The 26,381-nt window shown below is 40.1% G+C and carries 17 protein-coding genes; 6 read left to right on the top strand and 11 right to left on the bottom strand.

Annotated elements, in window-relative coordinates; genetic code table 11:
• Nucleotides 1–29: 29 nt before the first annotated feature.
• The 5 genes from D5R40_RS05315 to D5R40_RS05290 all read left to right on the top strand — a co-directional run bounded on the left by D5R40_RS05315 (nucleotide 30) and on the right by D5R40_RS05290 (nucleotide 9,915).
• Nucleotides 30–1,025, top strand: coding sequence for a DMT family transporter (locus D5R40_RS05315; RefSeq protein WP_124154324.1), 996 nt, complete (start codon nucleotides 30–32; stop codon nucleotides 1,023–1,025).
• Between the two features lie 740 nt (nucleotides 1,026–1,765).
• A complete protein-coding gene (locus D5R40_RS05305; protein WP_192901034.1) occupies nucleotides 1,766–2,875 on the top strand; it encodes a D-alanine--D-alanine ligase family protein in 1,110 nt (369 codons plus the stop codon).
• Nucleotides 2,876–3,296: 421 nt separating this feature from the next.
• Complete coding sequence (locus tag D5R40_RS05300; RefSeq protein WP_124143155.1) at nucleotides 3,297–4,268, top strand: DMT family transporter; 972 nt, start codon at nucleotides 3,297–3,299, stop codon at nucleotides 4,266–4,268.
• A 182-nt stretch (nucleotides 4,269–4,450) separates the two neighbouring features.
• Nucleotides 4,451–8,425 (top strand): non-ribosomal peptide synthetase, encoded by a 3,975-nt coding sequence (locus D5R40_RS05295; RefSeq protein WP_240038764.1) that lies wholly within the window; start codon nucleotides 4,451–4,453, stop codon nucleotides 8,423–8,425.
• A gap of 452 nt (nucleotides 8,426–8,877) precedes the next feature.
• Nucleotides 8,878–9,915 carry a methyltransferase gene (locus D5R40_RS05290; RefSeq protein ID WP_124143157.1) on the top strand — a complete coding sequence of 346 codons (1,038 nt, stop codon included), beginning with the start codon at nucleotides 8,878–8,880 and terminating at the stop codon, nucleotides 9,913–9,915.
• Nucleotides 9,916–10,474: 559 nt separating this feature from the next.
• Here D5R40_RS05290 and D5R40_RS05285 read toward each other — a convergent pair.
• From D5R40_RS05285 to D5R40_RS05245, 9 genes are all read right to left on the bottom strand, one after another.
• Nucleotides 10,475–11,356, bottom strand: a complete 882-nt coding sequence (locus D5R40_RS05285; protein ID WP_124143158.1) for a shikimate dehydrogenase — start codon at nucleotides 11,354–11,356, stop codon at nucleotides 10,475–10,477.
• 340 nt (nucleotides 11,357–11,696) lie between these two features.
• Complete coding sequence (locus D5R40_RS05280; protein WP_124143159.1) at nucleotides 11,697–12,644, bottom strand: F0F1 ATP synthase subunit gamma; 948 nt, start codon at nucleotides 12,642–12,644, stop codon at nucleotides 11,697–11,699.
• A gap of 325 nt (nucleotides 12,645–12,969) precedes the next feature.
• The gene (gene atpA, locus D5R40_RS05275) at nucleotides 12,970–14,487 is read right to left on the bottom strand and encodes a F0F1 ATP synthase subunit alpha (RefSeq protein ID WP_124143160.1); all 1,518 of its coding nucleotides are present in this window, start codon (nucleotides 14,485–14,487) and stop codon (nucleotides 12,970–12,972) included.
• 44 nt (nucleotides 14,488–14,531) lie between these two features.
• The gene (gene atpH, locus D5R40_RS05270; RefSeq protein ID WP_124143161.1) at nucleotides 14,532–15,077 is read right to left on the bottom strand and encodes an ATP synthase F1 subunit delta; all 546 of its coding nucleotides are present in this window, start codon (nucleotides 15,075–15,077) and stop codon (nucleotides 14,532–14,534) included.
• A complete protein-coding gene (locus D5R40_RS05265; protein ID WP_124143162.1) occupies nucleotides 15,074–15,607 on the bottom strand; it encodes a F0F1 ATP synthase subunit B in 534 nt (177 codons plus the stop codon). The genes atpH and D5R40_RS05265 overlap by 4 nt, the downstream gene beginning before the upstream one ends.
• 92 nt (nucleotides 15,608–15,699) lie before the next feature.
• The gene (locus D5R40_RS05260; protein ID WP_124143163.1) at nucleotides 15,700–16,185 is read right to left on the bottom strand and encodes a F0F1 ATP synthase subunit B'; all 486 of its coding nucleotides are present in this window, start codon (nucleotides 16,183–16,185) and stop codon (nucleotides 15,700–15,702) included.
• Between the two features lie 344 nt (nucleotides 16,186–16,529).
• Nucleotides 16,530–16,775: an ATP synthase F0 subunit C gene (atpE, locus tag D5R40_RS05255; protein ID WP_011611801.1), complete on the bottom strand. Its 246-nt coding sequence runs from the start codon at nucleotides 16,773–16,775 to the stop codon at nucleotides 16,530–16,532.
• 346 nt (nucleotides 16,776–17,121) lie between these two features.
• Complete coding sequence (gene atpB, locus D5R40_RS05250) at nucleotides 17,122–17,871, bottom strand: F0F1 ATP synthase subunit A (protein ID WP_124143164.1); 750 nt, start codon at nucleotides 17,869–17,871, stop codon at nucleotides 17,122–17,124.
• 66 nt (nucleotides 17,872–17,937) lie between these two features.
• The gene (locus tag D5R40_RS05245; protein ID WP_124143165.1) at nucleotides 17,938–18,381 is read right to left on the bottom strand and encodes an ATP synthase subunit I; all 444 of its coding nucleotides are present in this window, start codon (nucleotides 18,379–18,381) and stop codon (nucleotides 17,938–17,940) included.
• A gap of 41 nt (nucleotides 18,382–18,422) precedes the next feature.
• On the opposite strand from D5R40_RS05245, the gene D5R40_RS34635 reads away from it, so the two are divergent.
• On the top strand, nucleotides 18,423–18,587 hold the full coding sequence (locus D5R40_RS34635; protein ID WP_161564933.1) for a hypothetical protein: 165 nt from the start codon (nucleotides 18,423–18,425) through the stop codon (nucleotides 18,585–18,587).
• 802 nt (nucleotides 18,588–19,389) lie between these two features.
• Here D5R40_RS34635 and D5R40_RS05240 read toward each other — a convergent pair.
• Nucleotides 19,390–20,574, bottom strand: a complete 1,185-nt coding sequence (locus D5R40_RS05240) for a condensation domain-containing protein (protein ID WP_124154322.1) — start codon at nucleotides 20,572–20,574, stop codon at nucleotides 19,390–19,392.
• Nucleotides 20,575–20,600: 26 nt separating this feature from the next.
• Nucleotides 20,601–25,799, bottom strand: coding sequence for an aminotransferase class III-fold pyridoxal phosphate-dependent enzyme (locus D5R40_RS05235; RefSeq protein WP_375339369.1), 5,199 nt, complete (start codon nucleotides 25,797–25,799; stop codon nucleotides 20,601–20,603).
• Nucleotides 25,800–26,381: the final 582 nt, after the last annotated feature.

Below are 26,381 nucleotides of genomic sequence, written 5' to 3'. Positions count from 1 at the left end.
TTGTATCAGTTTGATCGAGACGGAAAAAGATGGATGCTCCAAATAAAGTATCACGATTACAATTATTCTTATCATTACCGATAGACTGTTTAGCTGCATTAATGGGTGGGACGATATGTCTATCTTTATCACCAATTTTCATCCGTTTGAGCGAATATGAAATCGGTCCCAATGCCGCAATATTTAATCGCTTGTGGATTGCGACTGTTGCCTTTGGGTTAGTGAGTCGATTTTTGGCTGTGCGCCACCGAGAACGAAAAAAGGAAACCCAAAAGGAAATCCAATCAGATCAACAAAAACCCCATCTACTTCACAGAGCCAAGCTACTGATGATAGCAGATGGGGTTATTCTCTCGATGGGTCTAACATTTTGGGCTTGGTCTTTGACTCAGACAAGCATTGCCAACGCTAGCATGATGCATAATCTGGTTCCCATATTTACTGTTTTAGGAGGGTGGCTAGCTTTAAGTCAAACCTTTGACCATCGATTTCTGCTAGGTATGTTTGTGGCGCTCGCTGGATCTGCATTATTAGAAATGAATGACCTTTTATCACTAAGAGTCAGCCAACAACTACTAGGAGATTTGGCAGCATTACTTTCAGCAGTATTTTTTGGCATACACCCACTGATAGTTGAGCAACTCCGATCTCATATCAACCCAATCACGATTATGACTTGGTCTTCGGCAACTAGCTCTCTATTATTATTGCCTTTTGCTCTAATTGTTGAAGAGCAACTTTTTCCAAGTTCTTTCACTGGTTGGTTTTCAGTTATTGCTCAAGCCGTTGTTGCTCAAATGTTAGGTATAGGACTTTTGGCTTATTCTCTCAAAAGGTTATCTGCTGGACTTACTAGTCTAGTTGCGTTATTTATTCCTGTTCTCAGCGCTGTCGAAGGTTGGGCAATTTTCTCAGAAAATCTTAGCTTGTTGACTTCGGTAAGTTTCTTTGTAATTTTATTGGGAATGTATTTGGCTATCTCTAGTAGGTCTGCTATCAAACCGAAAGTTGAACCTTCTTATTGAAGGCAAAAGTTGAGAGCTTTGCTAGAATAAATGACATCTCATTATTAACCAGAGACGAAATACTCGGGGATTTAGAAGCTTTAATATCATCAGTATTTATAGAACGCATTTGGGATATTTGTCGGCGATTCAGTTTTTTGCCAGGAGTCAGGAGTCAGGAGTTGGAGGGAAGGTATAAGGGAAGTACATGGAATGTCAACTTCCCTAAATATTCATTGATTCAGCAACCCCTTAATTTTATTTTATGAACTTGATTGAAAATCTCCTTAGTGCAGGATGGTGGAAATAACTGACCAGTTACAAAATCCTAAAACAATTACAAATCAAAAATGATTGACTTTTAAGTTTTGACTTTTAACTTCCGTGTAGCGGCACTAGTTTAGCTTCATCTAAGATAAAATTACAGTTTTTTTTCAGATGAAGATAAAACATTGAAAACTAATGAAAAAGAACTACCTTCAAAGTAAAATAACAGAATATTAGGCTAAATAATTGGGGAAAAAAAATAGAAAAATGCAGTAATATTTAAGTGGAAGCTAGGGGATGTTATTGTCTGGCTGTAGTCCACAGTAGACTCAATACAAAATCACCTAGAAAAGTCCTACAGTTTTTGGTAATATATTTAATATTCGTGATATGAAACTAGTCAAAATTAATAAAAATTAATTTTTCTACTTTTTTTGTTTTGTTAAAATTTAGGACACAATTAACTAATTTAATAGAAACAAAACAACGCCATTATGACATTAGAAAAAATTTCTCAGACTCAACCTTCATCCTTAAAGACAATGCCAATGTTACGAGTATTGCACCTCGCAGGTTCCATTGTCTCTGACTTTTACTACAACTTATCAATAATCTACGCCAAAGAAGTAGTACAACCAGTGGGTGTCAGTAGCTACTATGCAGTCGTAAATCCTGACAGTCTTTGGCAGTTAGGAACATCCTTAGATTCCTTGTCAGAAAAGATGTCTCTCCAGGATATGATTCCTCGACTACCTCAGATTGATGTAGTAGTTCCCCATATGTTCTGCTTTCCTGGAATGACCAGTTTCAGGGCTTTATTTGAGGATATCATTGGTATCCCCGTGGTTGGGTCGCCATCCCATTGCACAGCATTAGCAACTAACAAAGCACAGACAAGGAGCATTGTTTCTGCATCTGATGTCCTGGTTGCCAAAGCACAACAACTACGCCGAGGAGATAAATTAACAATGGAGCCGCCCTTTGTAGTGAAACCTACCTCGGAAGACAATTCTTTGGGTGTGACATTGGTGTGGGATGAATCTCAAATAGAGGAAGCATTGAAAGTTGGGTTTAAACTAGACGAGACGTTGTTAGTGGAGGATTATATTCCTGGAAGGGAATTTCGTGTAGGTGTGGTTGAGTATGAAGGTAAGTTGTCCGTCTTGCCGATGATAGAGTACTTAGTCACGGAGGAACACCCTATTAGAACTGTACATGATAAGTTGGAGCTAAAATCAGACGGAACTCCTGGAAAACAACCTGAGAAACCAGAAGTGAAGCCAGTATGTCCAGCGAATGTCACACCAGAACTATTCAAGAAACTTGGCGATAGTGCTAAGAAGGCTCATATTGCATTGGGATGTCGTGATTACTCCTTGTATGACTTCCGAGTACACGCAAAAACCAATGAGCCATATCTGCTTGAAGCAGGATTATTTTGGTCTTTCGGCAAAATTAGCATGATTTCTCGGATGCTTCAAGCTGATGGGCAAAGTTTAGAAGATGTGGCTTTGCAACTGTGGAGTGCAGCAGCAGGGAGAACTCGCGTAGCTTGTGGTTCATTGTTTAAGTACAGCAAATCAGAGCAAGTAGCAAAGATTTAATGAAGTCAGAAGTCAGAAGTCAAAAGTCAGAAGTTAACCCACCCCTCGCCCCTCCCCCTCCCAGGAGGGGAAGTAGGGGATTTGAGCAAGCCTCCAAAAACATTTCGCCTTAAAAGGCAGGGTTGCGCGACCCATATTATTTTGATAATACCATTTCTCATTTTATTGAGCAGAGGAGTTAGGGAGTGGGGAGTAGGGGAGTGGGTAGGGACATTGCATGCAACGTCCCTACAGATAAGTAAACATTAGAGTCTCAAGGGGTGACAAGCACCTCAACGTATTTCCGTCTAGGGAAGCAATCTCAAGTCCTAGTTTTTCGTACCTCATGGGTAAGTCCTGTTCTAATTAGGACACTGGCTATTCAGCAGCCTTAATTTATCGTTATTATCATTCCCATGTGACTTAGCCTAGAAAAAAAAAGATGAATGCTCAAGCAAAATTATTAAAGCTACAGTTTGTCTCATTTTTACCGATAGATTCCTTAGTTGCATTAACAGCTAGCATAATCTGTCTCTCTTTTTCACCCATTTTTATCCGTTTGAGCGAACTGGAAATAGGACCAAACGCTACAGCATTTAATCGTTTTTGGATAGCCGCTGTTGCCTTTTGGCTGCTAAATACTTTATTGACAGTACGCCATCGATACCGAAATAAAGAAACTCAACTCGAACAACAAAAGCACCATCTAGTTAATAGGGCAAAGCTACTAATAATAGATGGTGTTCTTATATCAGTAGGTCTAATGCTTTGGGCTTGGTCTTTAAATCAAACGAGTATTGCTAACTCTAGTATGATTCATAATCTGGTGCCAATATTTACCGTCTTAGGAGGATGGCTAGCTTTAGGTCAAACTTTCGACAATCGATTTTTGATTGGTATGGTAGTTGCGATTTTTGGAGCAACTTTACTAGAAGCAAAAGAACTGTTATCATTGAGGATGAGCCAAGAACTATTAGGAAGTTTAGCAGCTTTGCTCTCAGCAGTGTTTTTTGGAATACATCCACTTGTCATTCAGCGACTCCGTAGTAATTTAAGCCCTGTCACTATTATGACTTGGTCTACAACAACAAGTTTTCTATTTATGTTACCTGTTGTTCTAATTGCCAAAGAGCAACTTTTCCCAACTTCGATAAATGGGTGGTTTGCAGTAATTGCCCAAGCTCTCGTTAGTCAAATGCTTGCTATGGGACTTTGGGCTTATTGTCTCAAAAAGTTATCTGCCGGGTTTAGTAGCTTAGTGGCGTTGATTATTCCTGCTCTCAGTGCGGTGGAAGGTTGGGCTATTTTCTCAGAAAGCCTGAATTTTTTGACTGTTGTAAGTTTCTTTGTAATTTTATTTGGAATGTATTTGGCTATTTCTAGCACATCTGCTATCAAGCTGGAAAATGACTAAAGGCATAGCTGAATTAGTGTATGATATTAATTTTTTAGGAGTCAAGAGTCAGGACTCAGGAGGGAAGAAATAAGAAGAAAGTAGTAGAAGAGAAAGTTTTTTGTTAGCGCTCTTCTCCAGAACTGATATCATACCTCAAATCAGCAACGCCAATATTCGCTAAATTAAAGAGGAATCAAATTTTGTCTACTTTACGATCAATTTCTACTTCCTACATACAGCAAGCAAATTGGTTTCTGTATAAATTCAAAGCTACAGGTTTAACAGACAAAGTGTCTGTAGCATTTCAGATTAAATCACCTCTGGATATTCAAAGTGTAAAAGATACACTACAAGTATTAATTGAACGTCACTCTATTCTTCGCAGTATCTATTACGAACAAGATGGAAAAATAGTTCAAACAATTCAGGAAAATGTCGATATTAATTTTGAACAAATTTCTGCTTCATCTTGGAGCGACGAGGAATTAGAAGGGCATTTATCTGACTCGCTCAAACGTCCTTTTAACTTAGAAAATAGCGGGGTATTTCGTGCTTGTTTATTTAAACGTTCGGTAACAGAGAATATTTTGTTATTGACTGTTCATCAAATAGCTGGAGATTGGGAGTCTTTATTAATATTAGTAAATGAATTTGTTGCTCTCTATGAATCAAAAATTAATCATGAATCTCTAGATTTACCCATATTAAATAAGTCTTATGAAGATTATATTCAGAAAGAATTAGACTTGCTCAATAGTTCAGAAGGAAAACAATTGGGTGATTATTGGCAACAGAATTTGGCTGATGAATTACCAGTGTTAGAATTACCCACAAATTCTCCTCGTCCAACCATTAGAACTTATAATGGAAAATCAATAAGGCGTACCATAAATTTACAATTAAGTCAACAAATTCAACAACTGGCAAAAACAGAAACAGTCAAGGTCGAAGAAATACTATTAGCAGTATTTAAAGTCCTGCTTTACCGCTACACAGGAGAAGAAGATTTACTTGTAGGTTTATTACAAAACCGAGAAAATCAACCATTATTCCCTGGAGTTATTGGCAATTTTACTAATGTTACGGTGATCAGAGATTCTATTTCAGGGAATCTCAAGTTTACAGATTTTTTGACTCAAGTCAGTAAAAAAGTATTTGAAACAGAAAGCTACAAAGATTATCAATTTGCTCTACTTGTACAACAACTCAAATTATCTAATCTGAGTTATCCTCCTATCTGTCAAGCAGCCTTTGGTTATTACAAATTTGATAAGTTATTTAATGCCAAAGAATTAGAATTAGAATATTATCAACTCCCACAACAAAAGGTAGATTTTGAACTCAGTTTAGAAGCAATTCAGTTAGAGGAATATTTCTGGGTTGATTGGAAATACAATAGTGATGTATTAGCAGCGGAAACTGTGACTCAAATTGCTGAACATTTCCAGAATTTACTAATAGCAATTATAGAAAATCCTCAGACAGAAGTAGATAAGTTACCGATACTGAGTGAGAGGGAAAAACAGCAAATATTGGTGGAGTGGAACAATACAAAAACAGATTATCCTCAAGGCAAATGTATCCATGAATTATTTGAGAGTCAAGTAGAAAAAAACTCAGATGGAATAGCAGTAATTTTTGAAGATAAAAAACTGACTTATTCAGAGTTGAATGCCAAAGCAAATCAACTAGCTCAGTACTTACAAAAGTTGGGAGTAAAGCCAGAAACACACTTGGGAATATGTGTAGAACGTTCTTTGGAAATGGTCGTAGGTATATTAGGAATCCTGAAAGCAGGAGGAGCTTATGTACCGCTCGACTCAAGCTATCCCTCAGAACGTTTAGCTTATATGCTTGCTGATGCACAAGTATCAGTGTTGCTAACTCAGGAATCATTAGTGACATCATTGCCGGAGCATCAAGCACAGGTTGTTTGTTTGGATAAAGATTGGGAAGCGATCGCTCAATTGCCTACAGAAAATTTAGCAAAAGTGGCTAAACCCGAAAATCTAGGCTACATCATCTATACTTCCGGTTCCACAGGTAAACCTAAAGGAGTTGCCATGAGTCAACGCGCTTTGGTCAACCTAATTATGTGGCAGCAGCAGGAAGCAATTATTGGTGAAGGTGCAAAAACATTACAATTTGCTCCCATCAGTTTTGACGTATCTTTCCAAGAAATTTTTTCCACGTTATATTCAGGTGGTACTTTAGTTTTAGTTTCTCCAGAAGTCAGGCGCGATAGTTTTGCTTTGATGCAATTTATGGTTGATAACGAAGTAGATAAACTATTTGTACCCTTTGTCGCCTTGCAACAGTTAGCTACAGTTGCTGCTCAATGTCAAACTTTGCCACAACTGCGTGAAATTGTGACAGCAGGCGAACAATTACAGATTACTCCAGACCTAATTGAGTTGATGAAACGACTCCCCAACTGTAGGTTGCAAAATCAGTACGGACCGTCAGAAAGTCATGTGGTTTCTGCTTATACTTTACAAGGAACTGCGGTAAATTGGCCAGCACTTCCTCCCATTGGTCGTCCTATTGCTAACAATCAACTCTACATTCTTAGTCGCGATCTACAACCACTTCCCATGGGTGTTCCTGGGGAGCTATATATTGGTGGAGTTGGTGTAGCAAATGGTTATCTTAATCGTCCGGAGCTGACTGCGGAAAAATTTATCTCCAATCCGTTTAGCGATCGAGGAAAAAGCAGACTATACAAAACAGGAGATTTAGCTCGCTATCTTCCTGATGGTAATATCGAATTTATTGGTCGCATCGATAACCAAGTCAAAATTCGAGGTTTTCGGATCGAAATCGGAGAAATTGAAACGACTATCAGTCAACATCCCACTGTTAAAGAAACAGTAGTTTTGGCAAGGGAAGATAATCCTGGTAATAAACGTTTAGTAGCGTATATTGTGCCCGAAACTGAGGCAAATCAAGAAATTGTGTCGCAACTCAAACAATATCTAAAACAAAAGTTGGCAGAGTATATGGTGCCTTCAGCTTTTGTGGTTTTGTCACAACTACCGTTAACTCCGAATGGGAAAGTTAACCGTCGTGCTTTACCTGTACCAGATATTTCTAGTTTTAGTGAGAGTAATAATATTGTTGCACCACGAGATGATATTGAAGGGAAGTTAGCAGAAATTTGGTCAAATATTCTCAATATTAATCCGGTGGGAATTAAAAATAATTTCTTTGAGTTAGGAGGTCATTCTGTTTTAGCAGTTAACTTAATGGCAAAAATTCAGCAAAAGTTTGCCAAACAATTACCTTTATCTACTCTGTTTACTAATCCCACAATTGAAGATTTAGCAAGTTTAATCCGAGGAGAAAATCAAGTTATTTCTTCTTCTCTAGTTCCGCTGCAAACTCAGGGAAATAAGCAACCATTTTTCTGCGTACATCCGGCGGGAGGTCATGTATTTTATTACCAAGAATTGTCCCGTTATTTAGGTAATAATCAACCTTTTTATGGCTTACAAGCACAGGGGTTTAATGAAGGAGAAAAAATCTTCACAAATGTGGAAGATATGGCTGAGTTCTATATCAAAACTATTCAAGAATTTCAACCAGAAGGGCCTTATCAAATTGGTGGTTGGTCTTTTGGTGGAGTTGTTGCTTTTGAAATGGCACAGCAGTTACTTCAACAAGGGCAAAAAGTTAGTTTATTGGCTTTGTTAGATCCTTGGGTTCCTATTCTATTAGACCACAATAAAAAGATTGATAATTTGTACATGAGGGGTGTATTAAGTCGTTATTTTGGAGGAATGTTTGGTATAACTAATTTAGTTAGCGAGGATGAATTAATTGGGCTAAGTTCAGAGGAGCAAATAGAGTTTATTATTGATAAAGCGGAAAAATTAGAGTTATTTCCCCAGGAAGCGACTCGCGAACAAAATCGGCGGTTTATTGATGTAATTATTGGCACTTTGAAGGCAACTTATAGTTATAAACGTCGGCCTTATTCCGGTAAAGTAACAGTCTTTCGTGCGGAAGAAAAGCATCCTCATGGAATAGATCCGCAATTAGTTTGGGTAGAAATGTATGCTATTTTAGATGTAGTTGATATGGAGGTAGTTATGGTTCCTGGCAATCATTTTACATTTATCAAGGAACCAAACAATAAAGTATTAGCAGAACGTTTGAGTGAGCATTTAAAGTAGGTAAGTATTCAGCAGTTAGCTACCAGCTATCAGTTATAGCAATTCGCAATTATTTGGAGGCTTGCTCAAATCCCCGTTATACCAAATTGATAAATTTTTGCTACAAATAGCTAGGATATTTCTTAGGAGTCAGGAGTCGTATAGGAATGGCTTTAATACCATTTTTTTAGGGCATAAATTATCTTTTTTGTCAAAGGGACATCTCTTTTAAAATCTTTTAATCACGCTGATTATTCGTAACATTCTTTTTTCAAATTGGTATTACAAAAATAACTTCTGACTTCCCCTCCTGGGAGGGGGAGGGGCGAGGGGTGGGTTGACTTCTGACTTCTGACTTCGTTAACCCTGTTCCGTCTTTTGGAGGAGATGTCTAATGGAACAAATAAGTTTAAGTACCTTTTTGAGAGTATTTGCTTTTATCATATAGTTAGTAAAAAAATTGGAGCTTAATTATGTTAGGATCTGCCTCAGAATCTAAGAAGAAAATCTATCGAATTATTTACGGTTACTGGCAAAGTCAGTGTGTTTATGTAGCAACAAATTTAGGTATACCAGAATTGCTGCATAACGGACAACAAACCGTTGAAGCAATAGCAGAAAAAACAGGCACAAAAGTAGAAAAACTTTATGTTGTGCTGCGTGCTTTAGCTCATTTAGGTGTCTTTTTAGAAAAACCTGGACGGGTATTTGCTTCTACAGAATTATCGGAACTTCTGATTACTAATGGTTCCCCTTCTATCGGTGATTTTTTAATGCACATTACAGAGCCTAATATGTGGGATGGTTGGCGAGAATTAGAAAACAGTTTAAAGACTGGAGAAGTTCCTTTTGAATTAGCAAAAGGTAAGGATTTTTATACTTCCTATATGACAGAAAATCCCAAAAGTAAAAACCTGTTCAACAATGCCATGAGTTATTTAACTACTGAAGTTGTTGACCCGTTATTTGCAGTTTATGATTTTGGTCGTTTTCAGACAGTAATGGATGTGGGAGGAAATCAAGGTACATTAATTGCCAATATTGTGAAAAGATTCGGCTGTAAAGGTATTTTGTTTGACTTACCCCATGAAGTAGAAACTGCTCCTAATAATCTGGCAAAACATGGAGTTAATGATGCAGTAACAGTTATTGGTGGGAGTGCTTTGGAATCTTTACCAAAAGGTGCCGATGCAATTGTAATGAAATATTTTCTATCGGTATTTAGTCGCGAAGATTCTATCAAGGTACTGACTAACTGTCGAGAAGCTCTCTCAAAAGATGGTCGGGTTATACTTTTACAAACTTTAGTTCCTTCTGTGGGAGCGCCTGTAGAATATCCCGATGGCACAATACCAGCTTTAGCTGCAGTGCAAATGATGATTACTAATCCTGGAGGTTATTGGCGTACCGAACAAGAATACAAAGATTTGTTTGCAGCAAGTGGTTTCCAACTCGAACAAATCGTTCATACTGGCACAAGTGTGACAGTTATGGAGTTCAGTCCTCTTTAAATAATCGGCGCATCACATTACTGTAATGTGATGCGCTGTTTCCCACATTGATTTTCATATATAGCAAGGAACGAGTTGGTGTTTGACAGAGATGGATGATGAACCTGATATCAAATCCGGTTGAACACTTATTATATAGTTTTATATAGTTGGGGGAAGTAGGAGAGTAGGGGAGATAGGAAAGAAGTAAAGATAAGAATAATCGGCGTTGGTGAAGCGCGTGTATGATATTAATCTTAATTACTCAGGAGTCAACCCACCCCTAACTCCCTCCCAGGAGGGGGAGGACTGAGTCAGGAGGGAAGAAAGAAGAAGAAAGAGGAATAGAAGGAGAAAGTTTTTTGTTTAGCTGGTGCACAACCCACGTTAACGCTACTTGAGATGGAAAGCGTACATTCAGGACCGAAAACGCGGAGCGCGGAACGGAGTTCTATCGCACTCTGATATAGAATCCGGTTATACAGTATATGTTTATAATTCTATCCACACTTCAATCTCCCCATCTCCCCATCTCCCACAACTATATAATAAGTATTCAACCGGACATGATATTACAGGTCTAATCATTCAAGCCTAAATGTTGGCGTAGAGAATAGCGCATAATATCAACTGGTACAGACTTTTGTAACCATAATTCCAAAGCTGCAGCCCCTTGTTGAACCAACATTTCTAATCCATCAATAGCGATCGCTCCTCTAACCAGAGCTTGTTGAAGAAATTTAGTAGGGTTGGGAATATAGATTAAATCATAGACTATTGCTCCTGGTGATAATAGATCGAACACTTTCTCATCTATTGGAGACTGCTCAATATTAGGATACATTCCAATCGGAGTAGTATTAACTAGCAAATCTGCCTGTGAAACTAATCTTGACATTTCATCCCACTTATGTATCTTTAAACTTACTGGTAAAGGAGAATTAATCCAACTTTGCCTAAAAGCAGCTAACTTTTCTTGAGACCGACCAATAACATGAATTTCTGCACAACCCAATTGTGCACAACCAGCCACTACTGCGCGAGATGCACCACCATTACCTAAAATCAACGCTACTTTTTGATGCCAATCCCAATTATAAGTTTTTAGTGGAGAAAGAAACCCTTCCACATCTGTATTTGTTCCCTCCCATCCTTTGTCTATTTGATAAACAGTATTAACTGCCCCCACTGCTTGAGCAAGGTCTGAAACTTTTGACAAAAGTGGTAATATTGTTTGTTTGTGGGGAATAGTAATATTAAAACCCTGAATGCCAATAGCAGAAAACCCAGCAATAGCTGTTTTTAAATTTTCTGGTTTAATTGGAAAAGGCAGATAAACATAATCTATTAAGTTTTGTTGATTATTTATTGCTTTAATTGCAGCATTGTGCATTACTGGAGACAAAGAATGTTCAACGGGATAGCCAATGACTCCTAATAATTTTGTTTTACCTGTAATCATTATGATAAATATAAGTAAAAATTGCTATAGTCTATTTTATAAAAATTAAACAATAAAACCCACATTCCGCACGACAAAATGTAGTATGCGAAAGTAGTTAAACTTGAGTAAGTATTTATACTTGTTGTGATTAGTGCTATATATTATACCAATTTGAAAAAAGAATGTTACAAATAATAAGCAGTATTAAAATAATTTGTAGGAAATATCTATTGGAGGAAAAAGATAAATTACTACTTGGTATTATTTAGCAACCCCTAAATAAGAAAAAAAATACGCCTGAGTCATGCCAGACGTATTAGACGTATTAACAATATAAATAATTTTCCAAAGTAGCCTATTATTCTAAAGCACTAGCACCACCCACAACTTCCAGAATTTCTTGAGTAATAGCAGCTTGCCGAGCTTTATTGTAAGAAAGAGTTAATGTACCAACTAATTCACTAGCATTATCACTAGCATTACTCATTGCTGTCATCCGAGATGCTAATTCACTAGCAGATGATTCTTGCCACGCCCTCAATAACTGGTTAGTTAAAAATAATGGCAAGAGAGCTTCTAAAATTTGAGTTGGGTCTTGCTCAAAAATCATATCGCGGGGAAAGCTTTTAGTAGGTGCTGTTACTTTATCCCGTGATACTTCAAAGTGACCACCTTTAGTAGTTAAACGGAAGATTTCATCATCTTGAACTTCTAAACCTTGAGGATCGAGAGGTAAGAGAGTTTGAATAACTGGTTTAGAGCTAATTAGTGAAATAAATTTGGTATAAACCAACTCTATTCTATCTACTGATCCTGAGAGAAAATCAGCAAGTACTTCATCAGTAACTGCAGAAGCATCATCAGCTGTAGGAATTTTTTCAGGATTATCATAAGTGTTTAAAATTGGAGCTTCCCGACGTTGGAAATATTGAATTGCTTTACGTCCAATCAATAAATATTTATAATCAACTCCTTGCTCAGTGAGTTCACGAGCTCTAATTTCTGCACGTTTAATTATGCTGCTGTTATAGCTACCACATAAACCACGATTTCCAGAAATTACTAATAACCCAACTGTTTTAACTTCCCTTTGTTTTAGTAGGGGTAAATCTACACTTTCAAATTGTAAACGTTCGGCAAGTCCGTATAAAACTTGGGCAAGGCGGTCGGCAAAGGGCCGAGTATTAATCACTTGTTCCTGGGCACGACGTACTTTAGCAGCGGCCACTAGGCGCATTGCTTCTGTAATTTTTTTAGTGTTTTTGACCGAGTTGATGCGATCGCGAATAGCTTTTAAATTAGGCATGATTTTGTGTAGGAAGAAGTAAGAAGTAACAAGGAAGAAAGAAGAAGGGAAATTTTTAATTTATTCTCAACTAAGTCAACTAGATTAAACTTTCTCATATCTGTCTATCTAGTTACTCTCAACCCTTTTTTTTCAATAAATCTATAGAGATTCGCCTATAAATTAAGTGCGAATTAGTCTTAAAAGTTAGGTAGTATCAGGTAAACAACAAAGCTGACTGCTGATAACTGACTTTTAATTACTACATCTAACTAATAATTAGTGGCTAGTTGCTTTTGAGCATTAACAACTAACCACTAAATGTTAATACTTAAAAGTAACTAATTTAAGCAGATACCAAGAATGTTTGCTTATACTCAGTAATACCTTCTTTTAAGACAGTTTGAGCTTCATCAGTCAGTACCTTTTCAGTACCGATAATTTCACCGAACTTGGGCTTACTGTTGTTCAAGTAATCCAGTAAACCAGAAATAAATTTAGTCACCTTCTCAAGAGGGATATCATCCAAGTAACCATTAATACCAGAATAAATCACTGCTACTTGTTCGGGAAGAGAGCGAGGTGAGTTTTGAGATTGTTTCAAAATCTCCCGCAAGCGCTGACCTCTTGCCAGTTGGTTTTGGGTAGCTTTATCCAAGTCTGAGGCAAATTGAGAGAACGCTTCTAATTCAGCAAACTGTGCTAGCTCTAGCTTAATCTTACCAGCAACTTTTTTCATAGCCTTGGTCTGAGCAGCCGAACCTACCCTCGACACAGAAACACCTGCGTTTACTGCTGGGCGGAAACCTGCGTTGAATAGGTCACTGGAGAGGAAGATTTGACCATCCGTAATAGAGATAACGTTGGTAGGAATATAGGCCGAAACGTCACCAGCTTGAGTTTCAATAATTGGTAGAGCAGTCATACTGCCTCCACCTAAATCATCATTGAGTTTAGCAGCTCTTTCTAAGAGACGGGAGTGGAGATAGAATACATCTCCTGGATATGCTTCACGACCTGGTGGACGACGCAGTAGCAAAGATACCTGGCGATAAGCTTGAGCTTGCTTGGAAAGGTCATCATAGATTACCAGAGTTGCTTTGCCTTTATACATAAAGTATTCAGCAATAGTAGCACCAGTATAAGGAGCCAAGTATTGGAGAGTTGCAGGGTCACTGGCATTAGCAGCTACTACAACGGTGTAATCCATTGCACCTTTTTCTTCAAGGGTACTTACTACCTGAACTACAGTAGAAGCTTTTTGACCAATAGCCACATATACACAGATAACATCTTCACCTTTTTGATTAATGATAGTATCGATGGCGATCGCTGTTTTACCTGTTTGTCTGTCACCGATAATCAATTCCCTTTGACCTCTACCGATGGGAATCATCGAGTCTATAGCAGTGATACCTGTTTGCATAGGTTCACAAACAGAACGGCGTTCGATAATTCCTGGAGCAGGAGATTCAATCAGACGACTGTCATCGGTTTGAATATCTCCTTTACCATCAACAGATCGACCGAGACCATCTACCACCCGGCCAACCATGGCCTCTCCTACTGGCACTTGAGCAATTCTACCTGTGGCAGTTACGGCAGATCCTTCTTGAATTTCCCGGCCTTCACCCATCAATACTGCCGCTACGTTATCTTCTTCTAAGTTTTGGGCAATACCTACTGTACCATCTGAGAACTCTACCAGTTCTCCTGCCATTACCTTGTCTAGGCCATAAATCCTGGCAATACCGTCACCCACTTGTAGAACAGTACCAACGTTAGATACTTTGACATCTTGGTCGTACTGTTCTATTTGGTCGCGAATAATTTGGCTAATTTCGTCAGGTCTGATTGATACCATTTTTCTTTTTTATTGTCCAGTCTTTATTACAAAAAATGAGTGAATTATGCTTTGAGGCTATTGCCAATTCGGCGTAGTTGTCCTTGCAGACTAGAGTCAATTATCTGAGAGCCTATTTTGATAATGACACCACCGAGTAAACTTGAATCGATTTTGGTTTCAATATCTACATCTCTTGCATCAGTCATTGATTTGACTCGTTCGCGGACTGTATTTTTTTGGTCTTCGTTTAATTCTACTGCGGAGGTCACTTCTGCTAGAACAGTTTGATTTAGTTCTCGCAATAGTGCTAGGTATTTTTTCCCTATCTCTTCTAGAAAAATAATCCGACCTCTATCAACTAGCAGCATTAAAAAATTACGCATATAGGGATCGGCTTCATCACCCATCATGCGTTGCAGCACTGCTTTTTTGTCTTCTGGTTTAATAATTGGATTTCCCATAAATTGCTTCAATTCTGGGGATTCATCCATAATATTAATCAGGGAACGTATATCTTCCCCAAATCTCTCAGCAAGGTCTTTTGATTTAGCCAAGGACATTAGAGCTGCTGCGTAGGGTTCTACAATTTCACCAGCAATTACAGTCATGATTGACCTCCTAATAACCCCAGACTACGATCTATTAATTGTTGCTGGGCATTCTCATCTAAAGTTTCTTTGAGGCGAGATTCTACTTGTGCCAATGCTTTAGATGCTACAATTGAGCGCAGTTGGGCAATTGCTTTATCTCTTTCCGAGTCCATCTCTTGGCTAGCAGTAGCTTTCATCCGCTCAATATCTTGTTCTGCCTGTTGCTCAATTTTTTGCTTGACTTCCTGTGCTCTTGTTTCAGCAGTGGCTAGAATTGTTTCAGCCTCTACTTGAGCTTGGGTCAACTTTTGTTGTTGAGCTGCTAGAGCTGATGCTGCTTCTTGTTGACGTTTTTCTGCTTCTTTGATTGCTTGTTCAATAGTGGCGCGTCTTTCACTAAGAATTTTCCCAATAAAGCCTCGCCCAAAATAAATTAAAACTACAATCAAAATTCCTAAATTAATTAGGTTAGTGTCTAAAAGATCCAGGTTTAAACCGAAACCTTCTTCTGCGCTAGCTTCTGTGGCTAGCCATAAAACATTTACCATGATATCCTGTGATAGTTAGCCTTAAATTATCTTGTTGGATGCTGAGTTTTACGATCTATCGCCTCAACTTTTCCACCTGGAATTTTCTTTGGCTATCTGACCAATTCTGGTCCTAATAGTTTTTCTAGAATTTGGTGGCTCAAAGAGTCTACCTGTTCTTCTAACTGTTGCAAAGCTGCTTGCTTTTGCTCTTCTATTTCTTGAGCTGCTTGTTCTCTTTTGGCTTGTGCTTCCTGTTGAGCTTTAGCCACTTTTTCGGCTACTATTTTCTGAGCTTCTGCTTGAGCTTCAGTAATAATTGCTTGAGATTTTTTACGAGTTTCTGCTAGGTCTTGCTCGTATTGTTCAGCTAATTTTTTTGTTTTTGCCAAACCCTCTTGTGCTTTGATTTGATTGTCGCGGATATAATCTGCACGAGAATCTATAGCTTTACCCAGTGGTTTGTAAAAAATTTTATCCAAGACAAAAGCCAGAATCAGAAACTGAATTGCCATTAAGGGTAGAGTTGCATTAATGTCAAACAAACCACCCTTTTCTGCTACTTCTTCAACGGCTAGTAATATTGTCCAATTTATCATTTTCTCTAATCTTTAGGTGGTTCCCATAGTTTAAGTAGGATTTAACTAGCTATCAGCTATTAGCGCTTCAGCTATCAGCCTAAAAATTTGCGCAATTAGGTATTTGTTTGCGGAGCATTCCGGAACGGAAAAGCTTGGATAAAACATCCCCAACTTCTATAAAGTCGCTTAATTTTAGGAGAGGCTTAAATTCCCTTCTAAAAAGCTGACTGCTGAACTGCTGTTTGCGTTTGCGTAGCATCCCGTAGGGAAGAATTCCGTCAGGAAATGCTTGTTAAAGATTTTAGATTTTCGATCTCCAAAATCAAAAATCTAAAATCCCTATTTTCTATAATGAGGGTTGTTTATGCAAAGGGGTTGGCAAATAGCAACACTAGTGATACCACCAAACCGTAAATTGTTAAAGCTTCCATAAATGCCAAACTCAACAATAATGTGCCTCGAATTTTTCCTTCTGCTTCTGGTTGACGGGCAATACCTTCTACAGCTTGACCTGCTGCATTTCCTTGACCAATTCCAGGACCAATCGCACCTAAACCTACAGCTAAGGCAGCAGCAACGACGGAAGCAGCAGCAATCAATGGATCCATAATAATTTTCTTTCCTTTTTTAACCTAAAGTACAAACTTGACGATTAACTAGAACTATATTGATTACACTGTTGCGTAATCAACTACATACACAATTGTCACTTTTTTCGATGAACTGATGTGATGATTGAAGTGAAATATGAAACTCAATAAGTTCAAGTTTCATGCTTTTATCTCACATCACTCGTCAACTCTGAAGTTTACTTGTTTTGTTGTTTTGGGGGACTTATTGCTCTACCATTTCCAGTTTCCGTGAATCTGGCGATAATTCATCCCATTCACTGCTTAGAATACCAGACTTTGAGTTACTTTTAAGCAAATTTTTTTTCTACTACCCACCTAATTCTTAATCGTGATGTTCTGCGCCATGTTCTTCTAACGCTTCTCCGATGTAGTTAGCAGCTAGGGTTGCAAAAATCAATGCTTGAATAGCACTTAAAAATAGACCCAAAACCATTAGTGGTAAAGGAATAAATAGAGGTACTAGCAGAACTAGCACTCCCACAACCAATTCATCAGCAAGAATATTACCAAATAAACGGAAGCTTAGGGACAAAGGCTTGGTAAAATCTTCTATGATCTTAAAGGGGACCATAAATGGTACTGGTTCAGCATAGCCCGCAAAATATCCTAAGCCTTTTTTGCTGATACCTGCATAAAAATATGCTATGGAAGTCAGTAGTGCCAATGCTACTGTTGTATTAATGTCACTTGTGGGGGCAGCTAGTTCTCCCGAAGGTAGTTCTATTACTTTCCATGGTACTAGCGCTCCTGACCAATTTGACACAAATATAAATAGGAACAAAGTACCAACAAATGGCACCCAAGGGCGATAATCTTTTTCACCAATTTGGTCTTTTGTTAGGCTGCGTATAAATTCTAGGATGTACTCCATGAAATTTTGCATCCCACTAGGAATTCGCTGCACATTGAGTGTTGCTGTTAAAGCAGCCAAAACTATCAGGGCAATTACAAACCAAGATGTAAGTAAAATTTGCCCATGTATTTTGAGGCTGCCTAGCTCCCAGTAAAAATGCTGGCCAACTTCTAGTTCGGCCAGGGGTAAATAGTTAATAGTATGCAAAATATCTAGCATTTTGATTCTCAGGCTTCCCGATTTATATCAAGTGGATTTTTCAAGAATTAGAATTTGCTTCAATTGTTATGAGTTTGGCATCAAGGATGTTCGCACTACATATATTATTAGTGCTGCTTTGTAAGTCAGAAACCCAAGGAAAATCGGCAAAATTTTGAGCTGATTCAACTGAGTTGCTAATATCATCAGCCCGACAAATATTGCTAACCTTGTTTTACCTACACTTCTTTTATCCCCGCCAATACTCTCAACTTCTTTAGCTAACATCCTTAAGTAAACCACACTTGTCGTTGCTCCTATCAAATAATTAAGAGCAATGTTTAGGGAGTAAAAAACCCAGACAAAGACAAATATTATACCTGTAATTGTCAAGGTGATTACATATAGTTCCTGCTGCAGTTTGTAATACTCTTGCATTGAAGTATTTGGTTCTGCGCCTGCAGTGCCAACTTCTGGAGTATCACTATCGTCAACAGTTATGGTTTCTGGTGATGTATCAGATGTATTCACAAAAATTTAGATACTAATCACAAGTGGTAGGCTTTTTTTATATGCCAATAGTCATCATACCATGTTGGAGCAAGCATACCCAGAAGTCAAAAGTTAAAATTTATAGGCCAGAAGTCGGAGGAGTCAGGAGTCAGGAGTCAGGAGTCAGGAGGAAAAAAGAAGGAAGAGAAGAAGAAAGTTTTTTATCACTAATTATCCGGACATGATATAATTTTATGTATCTTTGAATACCCACAATAAAAAATTGAGGGAATAGGGAACAGGGAACAGAGAGAAATTGATCGGGGAAAAGATTTTGATTATGGCTAATTAATAAGACTTGATAGAACCTAAATTCCGCACTTCAAAACGTAGTACAAAGGCAGAGGGCAGAGGGCAGAGGGCAGAAGGCAGAAGGGAATATTGGTTCAAAGATATAAGGTTTTTTATAACTGATTCATGGTAAAAATAGCCCCAAGTAGCTCACAACCCTCACTATTTTGCAACACAGCCCGTAAGAATGCCTTGAAGTAGGGCTTGCTAATTAGGGTTTGCTGATTAATCCTAAAAGTATTGAAATATAAAGGTTTTAGGGTTTTAGAGTTGAAAAAAGTACCAACTTTTTGGTGGAAAAAGCTCATGCATGCTAGTATTTTGGGATGATTATGGCAGAAAAATTGAGAGGCAATTCTTAACTCCTACCTCCTCACTCATTCCCATAACTCCTGTCTCCTGTCTCCTGTATCCTGTCTCCTACCCCAGCAAAAAGACTTTCCATACGCAAACCCTAATTAAATATCAAAGCATTGAAATATAAAGATTTTAGCCTTTTTGGGGTCGAAAAAAGTTCACCTATTTCAGTCTAAAACGCTCAAACAGTTAGTATTTTAGGCTCATAGTTGGGCAGAAAAATCAAGGGACAATTCTTACTCCTATCTCTTCGCTCATTCCCCGTTCCTCCTGTCTTCCCCTCCTGGGAGGGGGAGGGGCGAGGGGTGGGTTGTCTTCTACCCCTACTAAAAGACTTTTTCAGCAAACCCGAAGTAGTTCTATGAAATTCATCAGAAATTCTTGCATTGTTTCTGTCTTGAAGCAATCTGTGTTGTAATCCAGATCAAAATGAAGGTGATCAAGTTCAGGGATGACATTAAGGCCCATTGCATATCGTGCGGAGGTTACTGGCTGAGAAATAATCTGAGTTTGCAGATCGACTAAATCAAGAGTCATCGGGATGTCAAGGTTAAAAGTAACTTGCATGAGGTTTTGCTGTTGTTCCTGGGGAAATTGGCCTAATATTCGGGCTAAGGGCACATTTTGATGCTTGAATGCTTTGCTAATGGCAGCTTTGGTTCGTTCTACTTGCTTGTTCCAGGTTAAGTTCTCATCAGTTTTCAGGTAGATGGGAATGAAATGTGAACAGTAGCCCACTAAATGTTCGGCCAGATGTGTTGGACGGCCACTCACAGAAATTCCAATCGTGATGGTATTTTGCTGGCAAAACTGGGTCATCTGGTAAGCATAAGCTCCCAGCAGTGTGTGAAATAGGGTGGCATTCCAGGCCATCGAACGTTGTTTAAGAGCAAATGTTAAGTCGGATGGTATCTGTATACTAATGCGATCGCCGTTGTAGGTTCGTTGTTCTGGAGCAGAGTAGTCCAGGGGTAAACGTAAAGGGGATACTGCCCTGAGATTTTCGCTCCAAAATAGTTCGGACTTCTTGAAGATATCGCTTTGGGTATCTTGGTTATACCATTGCAAATAGTCTGTGAATTGTTGAATTGGTGGAATATCTAGACAACCGGAATAAATCTTACTAATTTCCTCCAAAATCACAACCAGAGACCATCCATCGGAAACTAAATGATGAGTACAGATATTGAATGCGTATCTCTCTGGAGAAAGTTTGACAATTGTGGCCCGAATTAGAGGTCCTTGATAAAGATCGAATGGCTGTTGGCTTTCTGCTAAGAGCCACTGATTTAGGGCTTCATCTGGAGCATCTTCAGATGAATAATCTAGCAAAGGAATTTCAACATCCAGGAGTGGCCTAACAATTTGAGCAAATCCATCGGCAGCAATGGATGTTCTCAGAGCATCATGCCGATGGATGACAGTGTGAATCGCATTCCGTAACCGATCGATGGCCAGTTTTCCTGTCAGCTCAAACGTAATCGATTCATTATAGGCAGTCGAACCATGTTTATCCTGGGAAATTTGAAGTAGGCGTTGCTGTTCTTCCGTTAGGGGATAAGTGCGTTTTTTTTTTGAGCAACTGGTTTTTGCGAAGTTTGTGACGGGAAATACCCAACGGAACGCAACTCTTCAACACTTTCTTTAACCACGGTAATAATGCGATCGATATCCTGGTCAGTGTGAGCTGCGGAGAGAAAACAGACGCGACCTTCCCAAACATAAACCCCTTTGTGGATCAATAGGTAAAACAAGAGATCCATTTCAATGGGAAGGTACAGTTCACTAAACATACTTTGGAACTCAATTCTAAAAATCGACGCAAACTGATCGGCCCGCAGCATGAGTCCCTCAGTTTGAAAATAGTGATTCAAGGCTTGAGCAAGTCGGGCCGTAGAGTCATTCAATTTGGCTTGTAATGCTCCACCTTGCTCCTTGATATGGAGAAGAACTGCTTTGGCCGCTGACATGGCCAGAGGATGTTTGCAAAAAGTACCAGCAAAATAAGTGGGTTCCGTTTGGGGATACGATTGGTCTCCATAGTTCCAAGTGCCCCCGTCAATGCGATCCATATACCTAGCTTTTCCAGCTACGACCCCGATCGGCATCCCACCGCCAACCGCTTTTCCATAGGTTGCAAGATCGGCTTCAATCCCAAAATATTCCTGAGCACCACCAGGCGCGGCCCGGAATCCCAGAATCACTTCATCAAAGATCAGGGGAATATCTTCTGAGTGGGTCAGGGCACGTAGCTCATGCAAAAACTCCCTTGGCGCAAGACTAAGCAGTCTGCTTTGAACAGGTTCTACCAGCACAGCGGCCAGTTCATGTCGATGTTGTCGAATAACCTCTAGACTCTCTGCTTTGCCATAGTCCAGCACAATAACATCTTTCACCATATTAGGTGACGTTCCTGGGAACATAGGTTGGCCATAGGGTGTTCCATCAGTTTGTGCCGGAATGGCTAACGTACCATCAAAGTGACCATGATAAGCACCTTTAAACTTCACAATTTTATGCTTACCACAAGCCGCGCGAGCAATCCTTACTGCGGTCATCACAGCTTCAGTCCCAGAATTACAGAAAGTCACCCGTTCTTTCCCCGTGACCTCAGAGAATAGTTTGGCAACTTCTCCGGCCAATGGTGTTTGAGGACCCATTTGTACGCCAGTGGTTAGGGTGTAGCGAACCGGATTCATGATGAAATCTGGATTATGACCCAACAGATGAACCCCAAAGCCCATCGTAATATCAATGTATTCATTGCCATCAATATCCCAAATGTGGGAACCTTCGGCACGCTCTGCAACAATTGGGTAGAAAATCTCCTTCAGTTTGGGACGAAGGCCCCTAATTGATCGGCGATCTGCCAGGTAATTGCGATAGGCAGCGGCATTTTCTTTTGATCCCTTGGTGCGTTGGGAGTAGGCTTGGACCAAATTGTCGATGAATGCCTGTTGTTCAGCTGTTGGTGGTTTGCCGGCTTTGCCTTTTGCTCCCCAAAATGAGAATGGAGCAGGTGTCGATCCGATTTTTTCCGCTGGTTTTGGTTTAGTGGCCTCCACCGGCTTGGCAGGTTCCATTGGTTCCATTGCCTTAACCAGGGGTTGCTGTTGATGAGAAGGGGGACTCACGGGGACCACAGCCATGCTGGATTTCTCTTGAATAGCTTCCAGTTGTTTCGTCATCACCAGTAGTTGCTGCTGAACAATGCGCTCTAAGGCTGTCGAGGTGCCGTTTTCCACTGGTGCAAAAGAAACCGTTGGTTCCTGAGGGAGTTTAGTTTCAAGGGTAACAGTGGGTTCAGATGGTTGGGCAGGTTGGTGAAGAAGAGCTGCTCCATTGGCCGATGGGGTGACAACTGGTAGAGAAACCTTTTCTGGTGGGACTTTCTGACTTAAGAAGTCAATGAGTTGTTGAAGGTTGGTCAACTCATCCAGGAATTGGTGAATAGCTAGAGTAATGCCGTAGTCTTTTTCAATACGGGCAATAACATTTAATAAGGTGAGGGAATCTAGTCCTAGGCTGAGGAAAGATGTTTCACGATCGATGGCACTGCTGTCCATTCGCATCATAGTTGCAATCATTTCCGTCATTTCCCGTCCGATCCGCTCTGAAATAGCAGATGGTGAAGCAGTTCTAGAGGATTGTGTAGAAATCATAGTTGTTTCTGGCCAGTAACATTGACGTTGAAAAGCGTAGGTAGGTAGGGGGATTTTCCGTCGGTTTTCATTGACATGAAAAGCATTCCAATCTATAGAAATCCCACAGTTATAGAGACAAGCAAGGCTATCTAAAATATCACCATAACCCTTTTGCGGTCCTTCAAGAGTGGGAATCCAGTTCAGTTCTGGAAACTCTCGTTGTCCTAGACCACAGAGGATTGGTTTAGGTCCAATTTCCAGAAACATAGTTAGTCCAGAATCCACAATAGTTTTTAATCCATCATGAAAACGAACAGTTCCTCGAATATGGTCTGTCCAATAGGTGGCATCTAGGGTCCGATCTGCATCCAAAAGATCCCCTGTCAAGTTAGAAATGAAGGGGATTTGGGGTGGATGGAAGTCGAACTGGGAGGCAAATCGTTCAAAAGTATCCAGAATGGGGTCCATCAGTGAGGAATGAAACCCATGGGACACAACTAATTCTCTGTAGTTGATATGTTCTGCTTGTAGGTGCTGGATAATCTGTGTTAATGATTCCTGTTTACCTGAAATCACCACAGCTTTTGGCCCATTAATTGCAGCAATGGAAACATCTGTGTAGTCCTGTATGTAGCCCATAACCACATCCTGGGCAGCGAAAACACTGATCATGCTCCCTGACTCTGGGAGTTCCTGCATCAGGCGTCCACGTTCAGCCACCAGCATTAACCCTTCTTCCAACTGGAAAACCCCAGCCACCCATGCGGCTGCAAATTCACCCACACTATGACCAATCACCATGCTGGGTTGAATGCCCCAAGAAAGGAACAAGGCAGCAATGCCACATTCAAGAGCATAGAGTCCTGGTTGAGCAAATTCGGTTCTGTGGATCGAGGTGTCCTCGTCTTTTGCCAATAGAACATCTAGAAGAGAGTGCCCGCAATGGCCCAAAAATGCTGTTTCACAGCGATTTAATACATCTTTAAACACGGGTTCAGTTTCATACAATCTGCGGCCCATACCGGCAAATTGTGAACCTTGCCCTGTAAATAGGAATGCCAGTTTACCAGAAGCAGTGGTGCTGGATCGCAGGACAGGGTTGCGTTCCAGTTCCCGAATCATCTCACTACGATCGCTTGCCACATAGGCTGCTCGAACGTTGAAGTGCTTCCTACCTAAATGGGTTGTGTAGGCAGCATCGGGTAGGGAGATATCTGGATGTGTTTGGAAAAAGTGAGTATACTTAGCAGCCAGTTCGACGACGGCTTGCTCGGATTGGCCGGAAAGGGTAAGTAATACTCTAGGTCGGCTACTGGGTCTAGTTTGCGCCTTAACTGTTGGAGCTTCAGCAATGATGGTGTGGGCATTGGTGCCACCAATACCAAATGCAGAAACACCGGCAATACGGGGATTACCATCGGTCGTCCAAGGATTGAGTTGAGCGTTGACAAAGAAAGGAGTCTGTTCAAAATCAATTGCAGGATTAGGGGATTGGAAGTGGAGACTCGGTGGAATTTGTTGATTTTCCAGAGCCAGGACTGTTTTTATCAATCCGGCAACGCCAGCGGCTGAAATCAGGTGTCCAATATTGCTCTTTACCGAGCCGATGGCACAATAGGTACGCTGATCGGTCTGACTCCCAAATGCTTGGGTGAGTGCTCTAATTTCAATAGGATCTCCCAACTCCGTTGCCGTTCCGTGGGCTTCCACATAGGAAATAGATTCTGGTGAAACTCCGGCAACTCTCATGGCCTCAGCAATTACAGTAGCTTGCCCCTGTACTGACGGGGCTGTAAACCCAACCTTCTCGGCACCATCATTATTAATCGCTGAACCTTTGACCACAGCCCGAATTGGATCGCCATCTGCCAATGCTTGACTCAAGGGTTTGAGGACGACTACGCCGACCCCGCTGCCAAAAGTGGTGCCTTTAGCGTTGGCATCAAAGGGGCGACAATGGCCGTCTGGAGAGAAAATCATGCCTTCCTGGAACATATAGCCAGCTTGGTAGGGATGAACAACCGAAGTACCTCCAGCTAAGGCTAAATCGCAATCGCCGTTGCGGATGCTTTGGCACGCTAGGTGCAGGGCCACTAGCGATGTGGAACAGGCGGTTTGGACGTTGATACTGGGACCAGTTAGGTTTAATCGGTAGGAGACCCTGGTTGGTAGGTAATCCTTGTCGTTGCCAAGCATAACCTGAAAGTTGTCCACTGATGAAAAGAAGTCACCACTATGGGACAAAATCTGATGTAAGTAAGAGCTAATTCCGGCTCCAGCAAATAGACCGATGGTATCTGTGGTTTGAGTAGGAATAGTACCAGCACTTTCCAAAGCTTCCCAAGCACATTCCAAGAATAGCCGTTGTTGTGGGTCCATAATCTCGGCTTCAAATGGGGGAATACCAAAGAATCTGGCATCAAAATTCTGGATATCTTTCAGGATCGGGTTGGCTTTGACGTAATTTGGATTCTGTAATAATTCTCGCTCAACACCACTTTCCAGTAACTCTTCATCCGTAAATAATGTAATAGACTCGACCCCTTCCTGCAAGTTTTGCCAAAATGTTTCTGGATTATCTGCACCAGGAAACCGACAACTGAGTCCAATGATGGCAATATCTGTTTCTGCAACCTGACTTTTAGTAGATTGTTTGTTTAGAGCTTTTCTAAAATCTCGGTGGGGTTGTGTAGGGAAATTTTGCTCAGAATTCTTTTGAACTCGATCAGTTTCCTCAGAGAGATTTATATTTTTTTGATTTCGTAAATATCTCGCTTGGGCTTGAATTGTTGGGTATTGAAAGAGGTCAACTTGATCGATGACATTAGATCCTTCAAACCGCTCTTGAATTTTGGCATGGAGTAGGGTTAAAAGAATGGAACTTCCTCCTAGCTCAAAGAAGTTGTCTGTGATTCCTACTTCTTCAATTTGTAGTGTTTCAGCCCAAATCTCGACTAAAATATGTTCTTCATCTGTATTGGGTGGTTGAAAACGGTTTGTGAGTACTGGTCGTTTGATATCTGGTTCAGGAAGTTGCTTGCGATCTATCTTGCCATTGAGTGTTTGCGGAAAGGAGTCTAGAAATACAAATGCCTTTGGAATCATATAGTCGGGTAGAAATTCCCGCAAATGCTTCCGCAAGCGAGGCTCTATTTGTCGCCCTAAACTCAGTAGTATCGGACAATTAGCTATTTTATTGACCGAAGATACTGAGTTTGACTCTGGAAAAATCGGAGCTGTCTGGTTATCCTTGAGAAAAACAACATCAAATACCCCGTTTTCATCACTATTAGCCCAACTGATGTAAACGTGATAGTCATAGATTTCACCCAGAGCAAAACATTCTGCTGGTTTGATGGCGCTCTCATTATCTATTGGAACAATCAGGGAATTCTGAACCGCTGCCAAACCTAAGACCTTTGGTTGATGCTGAAGTGTTTGTGTTAGGCGAGTTTTAGTCCAGTTTTGTTGCGTCCAATTAACCCACTCGAATGTCTCAGTTGGACTGGAACCAATTGAAATCACCACATCATAGCGATAGCAGGTGAACTCGTTTTCAAAGTTTCCTGCTTTGGGCACGATCCGGACTTCGGAAATGGCTGGAATCGCTTTTTTCAAGGCTAAAAACCATTCCGGGCTAATGACTAGCTCTTCTTCTTTGCTCATGGACTGCTGTACTTGCTGGTC

Origin of the sequence: Okeania hirsuta, from assembly GCF_003838195.1 — a bacterium.
GTDB lineage: Bacteria > Cyanobacteriota > Cyanobacteriia > Cyanobacteriales > Microcoleaceae > Okeania > Okeania hirsuta.
The sequence above is the reverse complement of the archived record's forward strand: the minus strand, read 5'-3'. Positions and strand labels throughout refer to the sequence as shown.